This is a genomic window from Pedobacter sp. TM02 (assembly GCF_059705275.1).
The window spans coordinates 2365064-2384779 of the sequence record NZ_AP046530.1; the positions used below are offsets into that span (position 1 = coordinate 2365064).

General features: G+C 44.5%; 15 protein-coding genes. 10 read left to right on the forward strand and 5 right to left on the reverse strand.

Features of this window, described 5'->3' with window-relative positions; translation table 11 throughout:
- Positions 1-6: 6 nt before the first annotated feature.
- From AC6H1S_RS09950 to AC6H1S_RS09960, 3 genes are read right to left on the reverse strand one after another with little or no spacing between them, the layout of a single operon-like run.
- Complete coding sequence (locus AC6H1S_RS09950; protein WP_199140724.1) at positions 7-765, reverse strand: ABC transporter ATP-binding protein; 759 nt, start codon at positions 763-765, stop codon at positions 7-9.
- Positions 766-815: 50 nt separating this feature from the next.
- The gene (gene gatC / locus AC6H1S_RS09955) at positions 816-1106 is read right to left on the reverse strand and encodes an Asp-tRNA(Asn)/Glu-tRNA(Gln) amidotransferase subunit GatC (RefSeq protein ID WP_497563491.1); all 291 of its coding nucleotides are present in this window, start codon (positions 1104-1106) and stop codon (positions 816-818) included.
- A 21-nt stretch (positions 1107-1127) separates the two neighbouring features.
- Positions 1128-1850, reverse strand: a complete 723-nt coding sequence (locus AC6H1S_RS09960; protein ID WP_199140726.1) for a lysophospholipid acyltransferase family protein — start codon at positions 1848-1850, stop codon at positions 1128-1130.
- Positions 1851-2015: 165 nt separating this feature from the next.
- Here AC6H1S_RS09960 and trpS point away from each other — a divergent pair, with 165 nt between their 5' ends.
- The 4 genes from trpS to AC6H1S_RS09980 all read left to right on the forward strand — a co-directional run bounded on the left by trpS (position 2016) and on the right by AC6H1S_RS09980 (position 5023).
- Positions 2016-3017: a tryptophan--tRNA ligase gene (gene trpS / locus AC6H1S_RS09965; protein ID WP_497563492.1), complete on the forward strand. Its 1002-nt coding sequence runs from the start codon at positions 2016-2018 to the stop codon at positions 3015-3017.
- Positions 3018-3095: 78 nt separating this feature from the next.
- Positions 3096-3710 (forward strand): deoxynucleoside kinase, encoded by a 615-nt coding sequence (locus AC6H1S_RS09970; RefSeq protein WP_199140728.1) that lies wholly within the window; start codon positions 3096-3098, stop codon positions 3708-3710.
- A 7-nt stretch (positions 3711-3717) separates the two neighbouring features.
- Entirely contained in the window at positions 3718-4443 is a 726-nt protein-coding gene (gene kdsB / locus AC6H1S_RS09975; protein WP_497563493.1) for a 3-deoxy-manno-octulosonate cytidylyltransferase, read from the forward strand.
- Between the two features lie 37 nt (positions 4444-4480).
- Positions 4481-5023, forward strand: a complete 543-nt coding sequence (locus tag AC6H1S_RS09980; RefSeq protein ID WP_497563494.1) for a hypothetical protein — start codon at positions 4481-4483, stop codon at positions 5021-5023.
- Positions 5024-5043: 20 nt separating this feature from the next.
- On the opposite strand, the gene AC6H1S_RS09985 is transcribed toward AC6H1S_RS09980, so the two are convergent.
- Entirely contained in the window at positions 5044-7929 is a 2886-nt protein-coding gene (locus tag AC6H1S_RS09985) for a triple tyrosine motif-containing protein (protein ID WP_199140731.1), read from the reverse strand.
- A 267-nt stretch (positions 7930-8196) separates the two neighbouring features.
- Here AC6H1S_RS09985 and AC6H1S_RS09990 point away from each other — a divergent pair, with 267 nt between their 5' ends.
- From AC6H1S_RS09990 to AC6H1S_RS10015, 6 genes are all read left to right on the forward strand, one after another.
- The gene (locus AC6H1S_RS09990) at positions 8197-11298 is read left to right on the forward strand and encodes a SusC/RagA family TonB-linked outer membrane protein (RefSeq protein ID WP_199140732.1); all 3102 of its coding nucleotides are present in this window, start codon (positions 8197-8199) and stop codon (positions 11296-11298) included.
- Between the two features lie 11 nt (positions 11299-11309).
- Positions 11310-12818: a RagB/SusD family nutrient uptake outer membrane protein gene (locus AC6H1S_RS09995; protein WP_497563495.1), complete on the forward strand. Its 1509-nt coding sequence runs from the start codon at positions 11310-11312 to the stop codon at positions 12816-12818.
- A gap of 11 nt (positions 12819-12829) precedes the next feature.
- Positions 12830-14233: a PKD domain-containing protein gene (locus tag AC6H1S_RS10000; protein WP_497563496.1), complete on the forward strand. Its 1404-nt coding sequence runs from the start codon at positions 12830-12832 to the stop codon at positions 14231-14233.
- 55 nt (positions 14234-14288) lie between these two features.
- Positions 14289-15170 carry a glycoside hydrolase family 16 protein gene (locus AC6H1S_RS10005; RefSeq protein ID WP_497563497.1) on the forward strand — a complete coding sequence of 294 codons (882 nt, stop codon included), beginning with the start codon at positions 14289-14291 and terminating at the stop codon, positions 15168-15170.
- 199 nt (positions 15171-15369) lie between these two features.
- Positions 15370-18138, forward strand: coding sequence for an outer membrane beta-barrel protein (locus AC6H1S_RS10010; RefSeq protein WP_497563498.1), 2769 nt, complete (start codon positions 15370-15372; stop codon positions 18136-18138).
- A 10-nt stretch (positions 18139-18148) separates the two neighbouring features.
- Positions 18149-18913 (forward strand): GLPGLI family protein, encoded by a 765-nt coding sequence (locus AC6H1S_RS10015; protein ID WP_497563499.1) that lies wholly within the window; start codon positions 18149-18151, stop codon positions 18911-18913.
- A 168-nt stretch (positions 18914-19081) separates the two neighbouring features.
- Here AC6H1S_RS10015 and AC6H1S_RS10020 read toward each other — a convergent pair whose 3' ends face one another.
- Positions 19082-19435: a four helix bundle protein gene (locus tag AC6H1S_RS10020; RefSeq protein ID WP_497563500.1), complete on the reverse strand. Its 354-nt coding sequence runs from the start codon at positions 19433-19435 to the stop codon at positions 19082-19084.
- Positions 19436-19716 lie beyond the last annotated feature (281 nt).

The following is a 19716-nucleotide window of genomic DNA, read 5'->3' on the forward strand; positions in this document are numbered from 1 at the left end:
AAAACCTTATTGTATGCTCTCGAAATCGTCGCCTTTAGCCTCTAAATTGCTTAAACGCGGCGAAACGGTTTTGATATCCTCATTGATGTAGTCCTTTTCGATCAGGCCATCGCGCATACGCACGATACGATGAGCATGTTGTGCAATATCCTCCTCGTGGGTTACCAGAATAATGGTGTTACCTTTGCTATGGATCTCTTCTAAAAGCCCCATGATTTCGATTGAGGTTTTGGTATCTAGGTTACCCGTTGGCTCATCGGCCAGGATAATAGAAGGATTATTGATCAAGGCCCTTGCTACAGCCACACGCTGGCGCTGCCCCCCCGAAAGCTCGTTGGGCTTGTGGGTAATCCGATTGCCTAGGCCTACGTTTTCGAGCGCCTTGGTTGCCCGTTCGTCGCGCTCTCTTTTGCTGGCACCTGCATAAATCAGAGGCAGGGCCACATTATCCAAGGAAGTTGAACGTGGCAAAAGGTTAAAAGTCTGGAAAACAAAGCCGATTTCTTTGTTACGTACTTCGGCCAGTTCATTATCAGACATGTGGCTTACGTTAACCCCGTTCAAGATATAATCGCCTTTGCTGGGCGTATCTAAACAGCCCAAAATATTCATCAAGGTCGATTTACCAGAACCAGATGGGCCCATCAAGGCTACAAACTCTCCTTTTTCTATGGTAAGGCTTACTGATTTTAACGCATGAATTACTTCTGAACCGATAACGTATTTACGTCCTATGTCATTGATGATAATGAGTGATTTCTCCATCGTTTTTTCTTTTTAGACCTGCTTTGTCTATGCAATGTTACAGCCTCTACTTATTTTTCTATGATTTTAGGCACAAAGAAAAAACTTTCGTTATGCCTGGCTGCGTTTTTCAGTCCATCGGCAGTGTCGATTTCCTGTTTCACCACGTCTTCTCTCCACACGTTTGCACTTTCGTTCATGTAAACCAGAGGTTTTACGCCTGTGGTGTCGAGTTCGTTCAGCTTTTCCATAAAAGTAAGAATCTTGTTCATCTCTACCGTCAATGTATCAACTTCGTTAGCTGCAATTTCAATGCGCGCCAAATCTGCCACCTTATACACTGTTTGCTGATCTATCTTCATCCTTTAGTTATATTAAGATTTTTAAAGTTTGCTTCCTATTTTCTTAAACACTTCTTCTTTTAACGCATCGGCGCCTTCGGCCACCAAGCTGTTGGTTAATATGGGCTGGTGCACATAAATATTTACAATACCCGGCCTGGTGCCATATTTCATGCCGTTGTCCCACAGCACCTTCCAAATGTTGGTTATGCTTACCGGCACGATTGGAATATTTTTCTCGATGGCCAACCTGAAAGGGCCATTCTTAAACTCCTGCAACTGCGGAGGATAACGGTCGTCAATCCTGCCTTCTGGAAAGATGATAAGGCTCATGCCGTTTTCTAGATTATCGCCGGCCCTTTTAAATGCCCTGAACGAGGAAATCTTGCTCTCCCTGTTTACCGCAATATCTATGGTGCGAAAAAAGAGCCCCAAAATCGGGTTTTTCAACAATTCCTCCTTGCCCATAAAATGATAGCGCCCTTTGGCCAACACGCAAAGCGCCATGATATCGAGGTTGGAGCTATGGTTGGCACAAAAAATATAGGTCTGTTTTTCATCTAGCTGTTGCGCTAGATCAAACTTAAAGAAAACGCCTGCCAAGGCACAGCATAAAAAGCTGTGCGCAGTCCTGAATTTATTGAGGATGCCATAGTATTTGGGGCTGCGGCTGGTTAAATAATAAAACGGCCAAAAAAGGAAATAGAAAAACAGAAGGCTACAGGAAAAATAAACCTGGTGGATCTTTTTGAGCAATTTTATCATGGAAACCAAAAATACAATTTTAGCGAATAGTTCTAAAATTAGTTTTCAGTTCTCGACTAAGCCAAGCAACCAATCAGCTTACCAGTCTACAATTAAATTATTCAACAATAAAACAGTTAGGCAATGAACCCCTAAACTTTTAAGGTTTTTTCTTAATTTCGGGCCATGATCAAAGAAACGGTTGTAAGCGGTATCCGCTCTACAGGAAAATTACATATAGGAAATTATTATGGTGCGGTAAAAAACTTTGTACAGATGCAACACGAGTACAATTGCTATTTTTTTATCGCCGATCTGCACTCTTTAACCACGCACCCTACGCCACAGGATCTGCATGGCAATATTAAACAGGTGTTGGTTGAGTATTTGGCTTGTGGTATCGACCCAGAAACCACCACCATTTATATCCAATCTGACGTTCCAGAAGTTTCCGAGCTTTATTTGTACCTGAACATGAATGCTTATTTGGGCGAACTGGAGCGTGCCACTTCGTTTAAGGATAAGGTTCGTGCCAACCCCGACAATGTAAATGCCGGCTTGCTTACCTATCCGGTACTCATGGCTGCCGATATCCTGATCCACCGTGCCACCAAGGTGCCAGTAGGCAAAGACCAGGAGCAGCACTTGGAAATGGCCCGTACTTTTGGCAACCGATTTAACCGTTTGTACAGCAACGAATATTTCCCTGAGCCTTACGCGTTCAGCTATTCGAACAACCTGGTTAAGGTACCCGGGTTAGACGGCAAAGGCAAAATGGGCAAATCTGAGGGTGAAGGCAATGCGGTTTATTTATCGGACAGTCCGGAGGTAATCCGCAAAAAAGTTTCGAGGGCAGTGACCGATAGCGGCCCTACTGCCGAAAACCAGGAGAAGCCAGAAGCTATCCAAAACCTGTTCGATTTGATGAAGATCGTTTCGTCGGCTGATACCTTGGCCCATTTTGAAGAGCAGTACAACAGAATGGCCATCCGCTATGGCGATTTCAAAAAACAGCTGGCCGAAGATATGATCGTGACCACGGCTCCGATGCGCGAACGCATCAACGAAATTGCGGCCGACACGGCCTATTTGCGTCAGGTGGCCAAGCATGGTGCTTTAAAGGCCAGGGAAAGCGCCCAAAAAACAATCAGGGAAGTACGCGAAATAATTGGATTTAAAAGTTTTTAATTTAATAGATTTGAGCTACGAGACATCGGCTTCCAAAAAAGCCTAGCCTCTCCTATCTAAAATCTCACATCAAGAAATATGCATATAGCAATAGTTGGAAATATAGGTGCCGGAAAAACTACGTTAACAGGTCTGCTGGCCAAAAACTACGGTTGGGAAGCACTGTACGAGGCAGTAGACAACAATCCTTACCTGGAAGATTTTTACAGCGACATGAAACGCTGGAGCTTTAACCTGCAGATCTATTTCCTGAACAGCCGTTTTCAGCAGATCGTAGAGATCGAAGCCAATAAACGCAATGTAATCCAAGACCGCACCATTTATGAGGACGCGCATATTTTTGCCGAAAACCTGCATGAAATGGGCCTGATGACCAGCAGGGACCACGAAAACTACCGGGCTATTTTCGATAACATTACCTCTTTTATCAAGCCACCTGATTTGTTGGTGTATTTGAGGGCTTCGGTGCCTACTTTGGTCAACAATATCCAACGCCGTGGCCGCGAATACGAAGCCAGCATCCGTATCGACTATCTTTCTAAACTAAACGAAAAATACGAGGCTTGGATTAAAGGCTATAATTTGGGTAAACTGCTCATCTTGGATAAAGATAAATTGGATTTCACCAACAATCCTGAAGATTTGGGTACGGTTATCCAATCGATAGAAGCCGAAATCAACGGGTTGTTTTAAGCTGTCCATGAAAATCCTAGGCATCATACCAGCACGTTACGCCTCTACCCGCTTTCCGGGCAAGCCCTTGGCCGACATCAACGGCAAAACGATGATCCAGCGGGTTTACGAACAGGCCTCCTTGGCCAATTTGGCCAAGGTAGTGGTTGCAACCGACGATGAACGGATAGCCAAGGAAGTAGAACGCTTTGGCGGCCAATACGTGCTTACAGGTTCGCAGCACCAAAGCGGTACCGATCGTTGTGCCGAAGTTGCCCAACAGGTCACTGGCTTTGATGTGGTGATCAATATCCAAGGCGACGAACCTTTTATAGATCCTGCCCAGATTGCCCTGGTAGCCTCTTGTTTTGACGATGAAAAAGTAGAACTGGCCACGCTAATTAAAGAGATCCATTCCGAAGAAGAGCTTTTTAACGCCAATCTGCCCAAGGTAGTGCTTAACGCACAAGGCAAAGCGATTTATTTCAGTCGCAACCCCATTCCCTTTATCCGTGGCGCTGAAAGAGAAAACTGGACCAAAGCCCATCAGTTTTACAAGCATATTGGTATTTATGGCTATCGCATCGCTACTTTGCTGGCCATTACGCAACTGCCACCCTCTAGCTTAGAACTTGCCGAAAGCTTAGAGCAGCTGCGCTGGATAGAAAATGGATACGCCATCCAAACCAAAACAACAGCACTCGAAACCATTGCCATCGATACGCCTGAAGACCTGCAAAAAATAGTTTTTTAAAGCTAATTTTTTATCTTAGGCCCCAAACTTTTCAACTATGAAACTTGCATCGCTTTCTCTTTTGGTGCTGATCGTGGCTTTTGCCAGCTGCACGTCCGAATCTGCCAAACAGGTAACTGGAAATCTGGAAAAAACCTCCCTGCAGCCTTTTACCGATACACTGCAGCAAGATACTTTCAAGATTGTGCTCAAAGGCAAAACCTCTAAAGACATGAGCCTTTTCTTCACCATTACCAATTTTAAGGGCGAAAAAATCTACGAGAAAGAAATGAAGGCTGCCGACCTGCTCAAAGGTTTCCTGGCCAGTGCCGAACTCAAAAAAGAAGACGATAAAATCAAGTTTTTGCAAGACGAGGTAAATGATTTTTTTGAAGAAGAACACTTTTTGGTGCCGGCCGTAATGCCCGACGAAAAGCCAGACGAAAACGTACCCGACAAAGCCTTTTACGAGGAGCTGAAACAAAGCGGCCTCAACGGTTTCGATTACAGTACCGGTAAAGACGACAAAGTATACATTGCCTGGTCGGCAAAAGATAAAAAGGTAAAGATTTACTACAACTGTTGCCAGTTAAAAAAATAACATTCAGTTATTTAATCCATTTATTTAAATAAAAAATCGAAAAGATTTACATCGGGGGTAAGTCCTAGTTTCTTACGCAAGCGATAACGGCTTACCTCTACCGCTCTCGGCGTAATATTTAGCAATTGAGCAATTTCTTTTGAAGATAAGTTAAGTTTTAAATAGGCACAAAGCTTCAAATCGCTTGGACTGAGGTTCGGATATTTTTCTTTCAGGTTGCTTAAAAAATTGGCATGCACATGGTCAAAGTGAATAGCAAACTGCTCCCAGTCGTGATCTAGTTTTTTGGCCTCGTTCAGCAGGCGAATTACTTTCTTGATATCATCGGCGCTATCTTTGTTTGTAGTTTGCTGTACCAAAGGCAAAAGCTCGTCGCCTATTTTCGACAACAGCTTGCCCCTTTGCACCAGGTGCATGGTAGCCGAGGCCAGTTCCTTATTTTTAAACTCCACTTCGGCTTCCAGCTGTTTCTTTTGAAGTTTCGTAATCTGCTGTTCGTTTCGTTCTATCTCCAGCTGGTGTTGCTGTCTGAGCTTGTCTTGCTGTTTCTGATGCTCTTTTTCCTGGTATTTAATGAGCAAGTACAAAAGGAAAATAAACAGGATAAAATAAAACACATAGGCTAAATTGCTTCGGTACCAAGCAGGTGCAATGGTAAAGCTATAGCTGGCCACCTCCGATTCGTTGCCCAGGTTGTTACGGGCCTTCACCTTAAAAATATAGCTGCCCGGCCCCAAATTGGTGTAGTCTTTTTCGCTTTTGCTGCTCCAGGCCGACCACGCTTCGTCGTAGCCTTTGAGCTGGTAGCTGAATTCGATATTCTCCCTTTGTTCGAACAAGGTAGAAGCATATTCGAAATGTAGGGAATTGTAATCGTAGCCCAATCGTTTTCTACCCTTCAACTGGGATTGCGTACCATTTGCAAAGTAGCCGCCAAATAAAATGCTATCGGCTTTGCCCGGAAAACTGATCTGTCCCAAAAGTACATTGGGCCGGTAAATATTAGCGGCGTATTTCTTGTAATCCAAATGGATAAGGCCTTTGTTGCCTCCCATGAAGATATTGCGTTCGTTATAAGGGTAAATATGCTCGAAGCCTGCCACGATTTTAGTGGTCAGTTCCGGAAATTCTACAATGCTGAAATTACGGTTGCCCGATTTTTTCTTAAAATCGACTACCCCCACTTTTTTTAAGGTAACATACCACAAATTGCCATCCAAGTCTTCTTTCAGGTACTGAATGGAAATGTGCTTAAAAATAGGCCTGAAAAAAGGACTTGGATAAAACCTGTTCTTTTGGGCATCGAACTCGTATACGCCATCTATGGTGGTGGCAACAGGTCGGCCCCTAAACCAGAAAATATAATTGTACAAAGCACGTGGCAATCCCTCATTTTGGGTAAACAAGGTAGTTTTTACGATTTTCCGTCTATCTGCCGAAAGATCGAGTTTAAATATGCCCCGGTAAGGGTGCGATGCCCATACGCAATTCAGTTTGTCGTCTATGGAAATGAACCGCAACGGTTCGTTAATGGCCGACAAGGTAGAAAGCAGGCTAAATTCGTTGTTTTGGTAGCCCAGCAGTTGCAGGCCTGTGTAAGTGCCTGCTACGGCCAGCAAGCGATCGCTGCTGTAGCCTAAAGGCGCATAGAGCCAGGTGCCCAGTTCGCGGTAAAGCGATTTTGCCTGGTAGCCTTCAATTACCGAAGCACCGTCTTCATTTGCCAGCAGCAAATGGTTATAAACTTCGCTAAGGCCCCAGGTTTGCCCCTTGGTATTGCTTACTTCCTTAAACTGGGCATGCGATTCGCTCAAATCCTGTTGTTTGGCTTCTATGGGCGCTGCAAACAGTCCATTGGAAGTACCAATATATAGTTTATTGTCAAAAATCCTGCTGGCATAGCTAGACACTTGCTTGTTCTTATCGGGATAGATGTGCTTGATGGCACTGTTAAAGGCGATAAACGCAATGCCATCGTCTAACCCCAGCCATAGGTTCTGGTGCTGATCTAATAAGATGCTTCTGATGTTGTTGTTATTCAGGCCTTCCGCATAAGAAAATTGCTGGTTAAGCTCTCCTTTCTTATTGATGATCATCAAAGCCGATGAGGTGGTGCCCAAGGCATAAAGATCTTGATTGATTTGGATGGCACCATTGATCCTGTCGTTGTAAAAGGTCTTGTCGAGCGGCGTTTTTTTAGGAATCAATATTGAATCCTTCAGCAAAAACAGGCCGTCTTTGAGCGTAGTCAGCAACAGCGTATCTCCGCGGTATGGGAGTATGGAAGTAATACTGGTGTTTAAAAGCCGTTTATCCCTGCACCTGATATCCCATTGGCCATTCTTGAATACCTTAAGCCCTATTTTCACGTCGTGGGCCATCACTTCGTTATTAGCCAAGCCCATGTATACCCAAGTGGTGTAACTGGTATAAACATCTATTTTATTGTTCTTTAGCCGGAAAATCTTATTAACCGTGCGGAAATAAACCTCCTGACCATTAATTACGATATTCCATACGTCGGCAAATTGCTTTTCTCCAATAGGAATAAACTTCTTGAGCGAATGATAAACCAATGCACCGTTGGCATTGGGCGAAAAATAGCCGATCTCGTCTTGTCCGCCTACATAGATTTTTCCATCGGCACCGATTTTGACCGAACGTACAATGGTTTGGTTGGGCAATGAATAGTGCTTCCAATAAGACCCGTTAAAGGTAATGAGGCCTTCATTATTGGCAAAGTACAATATGCCCAATTTATCTTGGGCAATATCCCAGTTTTGCGTACCGCCCTTGTAGGTAAGATTGCTATAGCTTATTACCTGTGGCAGGCCGATCCGGTCCTGTGCCCTTAAACAGAAAACAGATGAAAAAATTATCCAAAAGACAAAAAAAGACTTTCTCATATCTTTCAAATCAGCTCGAGTAAATTTATTTGGTTAACAACAATCTTCAAGATAAGAAAAATCTCCTTGTTGTGGTGTCATATTGCCCATTCTTGCTGTTTTTAAAGAAAAAAGTTGCTTTTGTATGGGTATTGTAGTGGACGCTTTTTTCCTTCTAGGCAACTGCACCCTATATATTTGTTACAATGACCGTCGCCATAACAGGCTTTTAATCATCCCACAACGACGGCCATCAACTAACCAAATTGTAAACTTAATTTATTTGTTATGAAAGGAAAATCTACGTTCATTCTTCTGCTGTTTTCCATGCTCTTTGCCTTGAGCGTGCGTGCACAGGAAATTGATGTATCAGGAAAGGTTACTTCCAAAAGTGATGGATCTCCTATTCCTGGTGTTTCCGTGAAAATCCAAGGTACAAACACCGGTGTAGCTACCGACCAAAATGGAAATTTCAGGATCAAGGTACCAAAGGCTGGCACCATCCTCGAATTCTCCCAAATCGGCATGGCTACACAAACCGTTGCCGTTAACAGCAACCAGCCTATCAACATAGCCTTAACCGAATCGCAAAACGATTTGGAGCAGGTGGTAGTGGTGGGCTACGGCACCCAAAAGAAAAGCATTGTAACCGGTGCCATATCGCAGGTAAAGGGTTCCGACCTCGAAAACATGCCTGTGCAGCGTTTAGAACAATCGTTGCAAGGCCGTACAGCTGGTTTAACCATTACCACCAGTTCGGGCCAGCCTGGCGACGGAGCCACCTTGCGTGTTAGGGGTACCACTTCCATCAATAACAGCGATGCTTTATACATCGTTGACGGTGTGCAGATTGGCGGTGGTATCGATTACCTGAACCAAGCTGATATCGAATCGATCGAAGTACTGAAAGATGCCGCCTCGGCAGCCATCTATGGTGCAAGAGCAGCCAATGGCGTTGTTATTGTGACTACCAAAAAAGGAGCAAAAAACGGTCGCATGGCGGTAAATTACAATACCTATTTAGGTACGCAGGCCCCATCAAGAAAGCTTTCTTTGCTCAATGCCACGCAATATGCCACTTTGTATAACGAAGCCCAGTTTGCCGCCAATCCTAGCAATGCGCCTCGTTTTCCAAACCCGGCGCAATATGGCGAAGGCACCAACTGGCAGGCCGCCGTATTTAACAACAGTGCAAAAATCCAGAACCACGAATTGAGCATTAGCGGCGGCAACGACAAATCAACCTATTACAGTTCATTCGGCTATTTAGACCAAGATGGTATTGTAGCCACCAGCAATTCGAAATACAAAAGGTTTACCGCCCGTTTCAATTCCGAGCACCAACTAACCAAGGTGCTCAAGTTTGGCCAAACCATTGGCTATACCCGTACCAATTCTGTGGGAGTAGGCACCAATACCGAATACGGTTCGCCATTGAACAGGGCCATCAACATGGATCCTTTAACCCCTATTGTAGAAACCAATCCGGCGAGGTATAACCTGCCTGTTTATGTAAACAATCCGGTAGTTAGAAATGCGCAAGGCTTTCCTTATGGCATTTCAGACTATGCGCAATCTGAAATTTTAAACCCGATTGCCGCTTTGGCTGTTGCACAGGGCAACGGCTGGTCGGATAAAGTAGTGGCCAATGCCTTTGCAGAAATCGAAATCATCAAAGGTTTAAAAGCCCGTTCGCAAGGCGGCGTAGATTTGGCTTTCTGGGGCGACGAATCCTTCTCGCCTATTTATTACCTCAATTCTATCAACCAAAGAACCATTACTTCCTACACCAGGAACTCAAATAGAGGTTTATTTTGGTCGCTAGAAAACACACTGAGCTATACCAAAGCCATCGACAAGCATAATTTCACGGTATTGTTGGGCTATTCGGCGCAGAAAAACAAAGGCCAAACCCAGGGAGGCAGCAAAGAAGGCATTCCGGTTAACAATATTAAGGATGCTTCCTTACAGTTTCCAGTACCTAGGGCAAACGATGTATTTTATGGAGGCGAATATTTAAATACCCTCAACTCGATGTTTGCTCGCGTTACCTACGATTTTGATCAAAAATATCTGTTTACGGGGATCATCCGTAGAGACGGTTCGTCGCGCTTTGGACCGAACAACAAGTACGGCTATTTTCCTGGAGGTTCTGTGGGTTGGGTAGCCAGTAGGGAAAGCTTCTTTCCGCAAAATCCTTATGTAAGCTTCTTGAAATTAAGGGGTTCTTACGGCGTAACCGGTAACGATAATATCGGCGATTTCAGGTATTTATCAACCGTAAGCGGTGGCCGCAACTACACTTTGGGAACCTCTGCAGGCTTGACCAATGGGGTAAGTCCCGATGCCTTGTCTAATCCAGACTTGAAATGGGAACAAACCTCTTCTCTGGATATTGGCTTAGATGCTACCCTATTCCGCGATTTCACCTTGACTGCCGATTGGTATCATAAAAAAACCACTGGCATGTTGCTGCAAATTGCCGTTCCGGGCTATGTGGGCAACACCGGTCCTATTGGCAACATTGCCGATCTTTCTAACAAAGGTTTCGAACTGGAACTGGGCTACAACAAGAAAATTGGCGATTTTTCTTTCAGGGTGGCGGCTAATGGTGCTTTCCTGAAAAACAGAATCGATTACCTGGGGGCCGACAAAGACTTCTTGGGCGGACAAACCGTAACGCCACAGGGATTGGAAGTGACCCGTACCAAAGTGGGCTATGCCATCGGTTCGTTCTATGGCTATAGAAGCGACGGCTTGTTCCAAAACCAGGCACAAATCAACAATTACAAAAACAGTGCAGGCAACCTGATCCAGCCCAATGCCAAACCAGGCGACATCAAATTCATCGACCTGAATGGCGATGGCGTAATCAGCGATAACGACCGCGAGATCATTGGCGATCCAACCCCTGATTTCACTTATGGCTTTACTTTCAACGCATCGTACAAAGGCTTTGATATGGTACTTTTGGGAACTGGCGTAGCGGGCAACCAGATCTTTAATGCCTTGAGAAGGTTCGACTTGCCTACCGCCAACTACACCACGGCCATTTTAGACCGATGGACCGGCGAAGGCACCAGCAACAGCATGCCAAGGCTGACCTTACAAGACGACAACAAAAACTACAGCCGTGTGTCTAGCCTATTTTTAGAAAGCGGTTCTTACTTCAGGATCAAAACCCTTCAAATCGGCTATACCTTGCCAACCAACTTGGTTAAAAAAGCGAGCTTGAACAAAGTGAGGTTCTATGTAATGGCCAACAACTTGCTCACCCTAACCAAATACACTGGCTATGACCCAGAAATTGGCGGTGGCAGCTATGGCGTAGACCGTGGCTTCTATCCACAAGCCAGAACGTTTTTTGCAGGTATTAATGTTGGATTTTAACGAGAAGAACAATGAAAAAAAGATATTTCAAAAGTACAATTGCAATAGTTGCAATGATGCTGGTTTTTAGTGCATGCAAAAAGGACTTCTTAGAACTGACCCCAAAAGGCACAGCACTTGAAGACAATTTTTACAGGAACGAAACCGAAGTGATGCAGGGCGTAATTGCCGTTTACGACGTGATGCAATGGGGCACAACAGGTGGCTACACCATGAAAATGCCGCTGCTCAGCGCCGCATCAGACGATTGTTGGGCTGGTGGCAGTAATGCTTCCGATCAGCCAAACTGGGTAGCTTACGATAATTTCAACATGGATTCGAGGGTTGGCCCGCAAGGCGGCCTTTGGTCTAAGAACTTCACCGGAATTAACAGGGCCAACCTTATTTTGAGCAAAATCGACAAATCGACTACCCTGAGCCCGGCCTTTAAAACGAGAGTAATAGCCGAAGCGAAATTTTTAAGAGCCTATTTTTACTTCGATTTGGTAAGATGGTTTGGTAGGGTGCCGCTCATCACCAATGTGTTGGCCACCAGCGAGCTGTATACGCAAACCCAGGCTTCGCCGGCACAAATCTATGCCCAAATTGAAAAAGACCTTAGAGAAGCCTATCCAGGCCTTCCGGCTACCATCTCGGCCGCAGAAAAAGGTAGGATATCGCAAGGCGCAGCCAAGGCACAACTGGCCAAGGTATTGCTTTACCAAAACGACAATGCCAAGCTAGCCGAAGCCATCACGCTTTTTGAAGACGTAAACAAAATCGGCAATGTTTATGGTTATTCGTTAATGCCTAACTATGCCGACATCTTTAATCCAGCCAATAAATTCAATTCGGAATCGATTTTGGAAATCCCGCATTCGAACAATGCTGCTTGGACCGATTGGGGTTGGATCAACGGTGGCGAAGGCAACGTAGGCACCCAATTTGTAGGTATGGACAGCTACAACGGCGACACTTATTCGAGCGGTTGGGGCTTTTGCCCGGTTACCCTGGATTTGGTTAATGCCTTGAAAACTGATCCCCGCTTTGATGCCACCATTATTGATGGCAAAGCGCTAAAAGCCGCCGGTGCCACCTACAACGCCCGTTACCAAAACACCGATTATTTCATTAAAAAATATGCACCGTTAAAAGCCTATCGTTCGGCAAGTGGCGTGGCCGAACAAAACTGGCCGATTAACGAAATAGAAATGCGCCTGGCCGATACTTACCTGATGGAAGCTGAAGCCTTGGTTAAAGCAGGCAGCAACCCTACCCGAGCCAAAGAGCTGCTCGATGCCGTAAGAGCCAGAGTTGGCCTGGCTTCGGTACCAGCTACGCTAGACAATATCTACAACGAGCGCAGATTGGAACTGGCTACCGAAGGCCACCGCTTCTTCGATTTGGTACGCACCGGCAAGGCGGTTGCCGTATTGGGTCCGGTGGGTTTTAAAGCCAACAAGAGCGAATATTTGCCTATCCCACAAACAGAAATCGATGTGACCAAGGGCATTATCAAACAAAATCCAGGTTATAATTAATCGCTAGCAAAATGAAATCAATAAAAAACATGATAAAAACATCGCTTTGGCTAGGTTTGGCCTTGATGTTAACACTCAGTGCCTGTAAGAAAAACGACGATAACAAGCAATTGGGAACGCCGCCAACCAGCGATCAGGTACAATTTACCTTTACGCCAACGGCAGGTAATCCCAATATCATCGACTTTAAAAATGCCTCTCCGGGCTTTAAAGCCATTTGGGATTTTGGCAATGGCGCCACCGCCGAAGGCAATACGGCCCAGGCTTCCTATCCTTTGGCCGGAACCTACACGGTTAAATTAACCATTGTAACCGATGGCGGCTATGCTTCGAGCACCAAAACCATCACCATTGCGGCTACCAATCCGGCCATGCTTACCGATCCTGCCTTCACTACCCTATCGGGAGGCTTATCCAATACCAATGGTAAAACCTGGGTAATAGACCAAACCCAACAGGGACACTTGGGCGTGGGCGAAATCGGATTGCAAACTCCAAACTGGTATCAGGCAGGCCCGAACGAGAAAAATGGTACTGGTTTTTACGATGACGAAATGACCTTTAACATGAATGGGCTTAAATACACCTATGCCAATAATGGAACTACCTTTGCCAATGCTTCGAACGCACCAGGCATTGGCGGTCCGACAGGAAGCAACGATCCAACCGTAAACTATACCCCACCAACCAACATGACCTGGCTGGTAACCACCGTTAATGGCGTAAAATACATCACCATTAGCAACAATGGCTTTATTGCCTACTACTTAGGTGTATCGCAATACCAGATTTTAAGCTTAACCGATGATGAAATGTGGCTCAGGTGCTTAGACAAAGCCAATCCAGGCAACGCATGGTACCTCAAGCTCATCAGAAAAGGCTATGTGAGGCCAGTGGTGCAAAAACCACTGCAGGCCGCCAATTTGGAAGACGATTTTCAAAGCACACCAGGAATGGCATGGACAGCAGAAAACATGGACTATACCAGGGCTTACGACAACCCGGCTAAATTCCCTGTAAATACTTCGGCCAAGGTGGGCTATTACGAAAAAAGAACCGGCAACGATGGCCAATACGGCAATTTGAACATTACCTTGCCATATCGCTTCGATTTAAGCACCAAAAACAAAATCAGATTGAAGGTATTCTTCCCGGGTGGCAACGATTTTACAAAAGTAGCCCCTACCGTTTCCATCAAGCTCCAGAATTCGTTGTTGGGTGGCAATGCTTGGCAAACACAGCTCGAAGTGGTTAAAACCATTACACCTGCCCAGTATAACACCTGGGTACAGTTGGAATTCGACTATTCGGGCTGGGCAAGCCAAACTTTATACGACAAGATCGTGGTACAGCTGGGTGGCGAAGGACATCCAAATCCAGGTATTTTCTATATCGACGACTTCGAATTTAAATAACAAAATTACTGTCTGGTCTTAAGCAAAGGGCCAGACAGTACTAATCCTACCCATTATGATGATAAAAAAAATAAAAAAGGGATATTTCCTGATGGCGCTTTCCGTCGGCTCGATCATGTCGTGCCAGTCGTGCTCGTCGGGCAAAGATGTTGAAGAAGCTATCATTATTCCGCCAAAACCCGTAACGGTTGAAGACAAGAACTGGTCTTTTGAAAGTACACCGACCTGGGCCGACGAATTCGACTATACCGGTTTGCCGGCTACAGACAAATGGGATTACGACCTTGGCGGAAGCGGCTGGGGCAACAACGAAAAGCAGTACTATACCAACTCGATCAACAACGTAAGCGTTGGCAATGGCCTGCTCAGCATCACCGCACGCAAAGAAAATATGAATGGCATGAGCTATACCTCAGCCCGTTTGGTGAGCCGGAACAAACTCGATGTGCTTTATGGCCGTTTTGAAATCAAAGCCAAGCTGCCAACCGGCAGAGGAACCTGGCCGGCCATTTGGATGCTACCTACCGACCGTGCCTATGGCGATTGGCCAAAATCTGGCGAAATAGATATTATGGAGCATGTAGGCTACGACCAAAACAATGTGCATTTCACTACGCATACCGAAGCCTATTACTTTAAAATCAATACGCAGAAAACAAGTACCAAGATGATCCCAGATGCCAGTACAGCCTTTCACCTTTACCGTGTAGACTGGACTCCTTATGCCGTTAGGGGCTACTATGACAATGTGTTGGTATTCGAATTTGTAAACGAAGGTACCGGCTACAAGGTTTGGCCTTTCGACAAGCGCTTCCACCTGCTCATGAATTTGGCCATTGGTGGCGATTGGGGTGGCGCACAGGGCATAGACGATACCATTTTTCCGCAAAAACTGGATGTAGACTATGTGCGCTACTACAAAATGATCGATAAATAATTCTCCCCATTTAAATCATCCCAATTCATGCCCGGACTTTGCGCCGGGCATTTTTTTTACATCGCCTCAATAAAACTGCATTTTGAAAGCATTTGAACTAAGAATTTAAGAATTAACAGTTTTTAACAATTAAGCGACTTTTTTTCAGCTACTTTCGCTTAACCAAGCAAAAAAACAACCTACCAATTAACGTCTTCTTATGTCAAAAAAACTACTTCTGTTAGTTTTACTAGCGCTTTCCGTATGCCAAGCATTTGCCCAAAAAGCCAGCATTAAGGGAGCTGTTGTAGATACCATCGAAAAAAGGAAGCTTCAAAACAGCTCAATTCTACTGATCAGCAGCAAGGATTCAATTCTTGTCAAATCGGTAAGGGCCAATGCCCAGGGCGAGTTCGAATTGACCAACCTTCAGAAAGGCGATTACAGCCTGCTCATCTCTTATCCCAAAATGGCCGATTTTATACGGGATATCCGACTAACCGATAGCTCCAAATTCAACTTGGGTCCCATCCACATGGAAACCAAAACCTTTTTGCTGAACGAGGTTATTGTAAGGGCGCAAAAAGAAGCCATCAGGATGAAGGGCGACACCATTGTTTACCAAGCCGATAGTTTTGCCGTTAAGCCCAATGCCAATGTACAGGATCTTCTGCGCAGGTTGCCCGGCATCGAAGTCGACAAAAATGGCGCCATCAAGGCCGCCGGAGAAGAGGTAAACACCGTATTGGTAGAAGGCGAAGAATTTTTTGGCGATGATCCGTTGCTGGCCACCAAGTACCTCAAGGCAAGCGCAGTATCGGAGGTGCAGGTTTACGACAAGAAAAGCAAGGAGGCCGAGCTTACCGGAATAGACGATGGAAAAAAAGACAAAATCATCAACATCAAGCTGAAAGAAAATGCCAAAAACGGTTATCTCTCCACCCTCGATGCCAATAGCGATCTCGACCACTACAAAAACCTGGGCGGCATGCTTGGCGTTTACAAAGGCAAGCTCAAGGCCGCCGTTTATGGCAATACCACCAACCTTAACCAGGATTCGAAGGTTACTTCGGCCATGTCAAAGCTCAAAGGCAACGATTACGATGTTATTGAAGTAGGCGATGATGGCAGCACGATGATGATTTCTTATGGTGGCGACGACGACGACTACTTCTCTCCTACCAATGGCCTGCCCAACTACAGTGCCTATGGCGCACACTTTTCTGATAAATGGAACCAGAACAAACTGGGTCTCAAGCTCAACTATAAAAACACCGATACCAAGGTTACCGACAACAGAACCTCTAACGGTCAGCGTTTATTGCCCAATGGCACCAGCTTTTTCAGTTCGGGCACTTCGACCGAAAACAGCAATAAGGGTGGGCAATCGGTCAAAGGAAACGTAGATATTACTTTGGATTCGCTATCGACCATGAAAATCTCTTTTTCGGGCAAAACCAATTTCAACAAGAACAATTCGACCAATTACAACCAATCGCTTAATGACCAGGGCTTGTTCGTAAGCAAAAACAACCAGCAAAACAGTACCGATACCGATAGCGAGCTGTTTAACGGCAACATTAACTACACCCGCAAATCGAAGAAAAAAGGCAGAACCTTATCTGTTGACCTGCAACCCGAAACACAAAATAGCCAAGGCATCGAAAACAGCCTCAACGTAACCAATTACTACAACGACCAAGGCCAAATGAACCGAACCGAAAACCTCGACTTGTTTAAGGATAACGCCAGTAAGCAAACTTCGTTGGGTACGCGTATATCGTATACCGAACCTTTGGGCAAGAAATGGCAACTGCAAACCGCCTACAGCTTTAAAACCGTTATTTCGAGCAGCAACCGTATGGTTTACGACAATTTACAAAACAGAAAGCCCATCGATTCGCTTAGCAACAATTTCGATTTTAACAATTTCTCCAACATCGGCAAAGTGGTACTGCAGTACCGCGCACAAAAATTCTCTATTTCTGGCGGCGTTGAAGCTACCCAAACCAGCTTTGAGCTAGACGATATAGACCGCAACAACAAGTTTAACAGGAATTACCTGAACTGGGCACCCAGAGGAAATTTCAATTATAAAATCAGCAAAAGCACCAGTCTCTCGCTCAATTACAACGGCTATACCAGTCAGCCGAGCCTTGATCAGTTGCAGCCGATCAGGCAAATCAACAATCCTTTGTACCAGGTGGTAGGAAATCTAAACCTCAAGCCATCGTTCAACAATAGCATCGGGCTCAATTTCAATTCGTATCAGTTTAAGTCGGAACAGTTTATTTATGGTTACGTGAGCTATAATTTTACCAGAAATGCCATTGCAAGCACCCAAACGGTAGATGAGTTTAACAAAACCATCAGCAGCTATACCAACCTTAACGGCAATAACAGCATCTATGCCAGCGCCTCTTATCAAAAAGGTTTCAGCAAGTTGCATTTCCGAACCAGTTTCAGCGTCAGCTATAACAGTTCCAACTACGTGTCTATCCTCAACAACAAGCTGAACAAGAACTTTAACGGTCAGCTGAACATAAGGCCAGGCTTCAGCTACTATACTGATAAGGTTCAGGTTAATTATAATCCGTCGGTTACTTTCCTCAACAGCAATGCTTCGTTGGGATCTATCAACAATGGCAAAAGCTATACCCACAACCACGAAATTAGCGGCACCATCCAATTGCCTTATAAAACCGAGTTCAACACCAGCATTTCGTTGTCGTACAGACCGGCCAACCAATCGTTCAATACGCCGCTTAACGTAGCGCTTTGGAACTGCTATATCTCCAAAAAGATGCTGCCAACCGATGCGCTTGAAATGAAGCTTTCCGTATCCGACATCCTGAACCAAAAAATAGGCTACAACCGCTATGTTGGTGGCAACTATATTAACGAAACCACTTTCAGCTACATTCCGAGATACATCCTGATTGGTTTAACCTACAACCTGAGCGGCAACTTTGCCAAAGCCGCCAAATAACAGTACACAAATGAAAACAGCAATCATAACTACCTTATTGACCTTGGGCCTGCTTGGCGTTAAAGCCCAACAGGTTTTTGTTAGCAGTGCCAAGGTTACCTTCGAGAAAAAAGTGAACCTGCAGCGACAAATGGCCGACAACACCTGGCTATCAGACGATGCCAAGGATAAAATGAAAAAATACGTCAGCTCATTTTGGGAATATGCTTTTAACGAAACCACTTCGCTGTACAAGGCGCAGAAAAAAGAGAGCCAGATAAGCGACAACATGTTCATGTTTGCTTCGGGAGAGAATACCGCTCAAATGTATACCGACTTGAGCAAAGGCACCAGGATCATCAAAAAACCAATCATGGGCGAAGACTACATCCTGACCGACACTGTACCCCATGTGAATTGGAAAATTATGCACGATGTACGCAAAATAGCTGGTTACGATTGCCGCAAAGCCATCGGCGTCATTAACGATACCGTGTATGTGGTGGCTTTTTATACCGACGATATTTTGTTCAAAGGCGGTCCAGAAGGATTTACCGGTTTGCCGGGCATGATTTTGGGGTTAGCTATTCCACGTTACAATACCACCTGGTTTGCCACCAAGGTAGAAGCCGTAAATGTACCCGTGATGAGCATTACTGAGCCCAGTAAAGGCAAAAAAGCGGATAACGAAAAAGACTTCAAGAAACTGGTAGACCTTTATACCCGCTACGACGACAAGAAAAATCCGCGCAAGATAGAAGAAATCAAAAAGGAGATTTATGGATTGATTTTGTAGCTGATAAATAATTAGTCCATGGTCGATGGCCCCTAGTTGATAGTCTATGGTCAATGGTCTATAGTCTATAGTCGATGGTCCAATTGTTAGGATTGAATTGACATAAAGGTAAACATGGACTATAAGCTACTAGCTATAGACTATTCTAACTATCGCCAATAACCTATATTATGACAAGGAGGATCTCAGTTTAGAAATCATTCTGCAGAGTTCATCATATTCCTTATAAAACTTCCCGAATTCAGAATCAGAGATATAACTTCTCTTTAAAGCCATAAACAAACAGCTCACCACTTCAAATGCCGAACGAAGCGAATAGGTAAGAAATCGTTTAAATTCCACATTAGACTGACCAATACATCCTTCTGCAATATTCAAATTAACAGAATCAGCTGCTTTCTTGATTTGTTTACTCAAGCTAAACCATTCAATTTTTGGAATTTTTTTGGCTAGCAAATCAATCTCATTACTCAAGTTTAAGGAAACTTCCCACACTTTTAAGGTCTCAAATTTGAAAGGCATGCCATCGATTTTTATTAAATATAAAAATCCAAAATCTCTTTTTTAGAAACTTTTAAATAATTAACCATCAGCTAAAAGGCATAAAACCACATAAGAATTTTTTTCCGTTTAAGTATTATTTTTAACTGTTTAATCAATGTTTACTTGCGAATCAGAACCATCAACCATGGACAATGGACCATTCGACCAAAATAATTTATTTACAATATTTGCGCTCCGAAATCAGAATTTTATGTACCTTTGTATCCCGTACAAAAACAATTAAAAAGGCCATAAAGCCC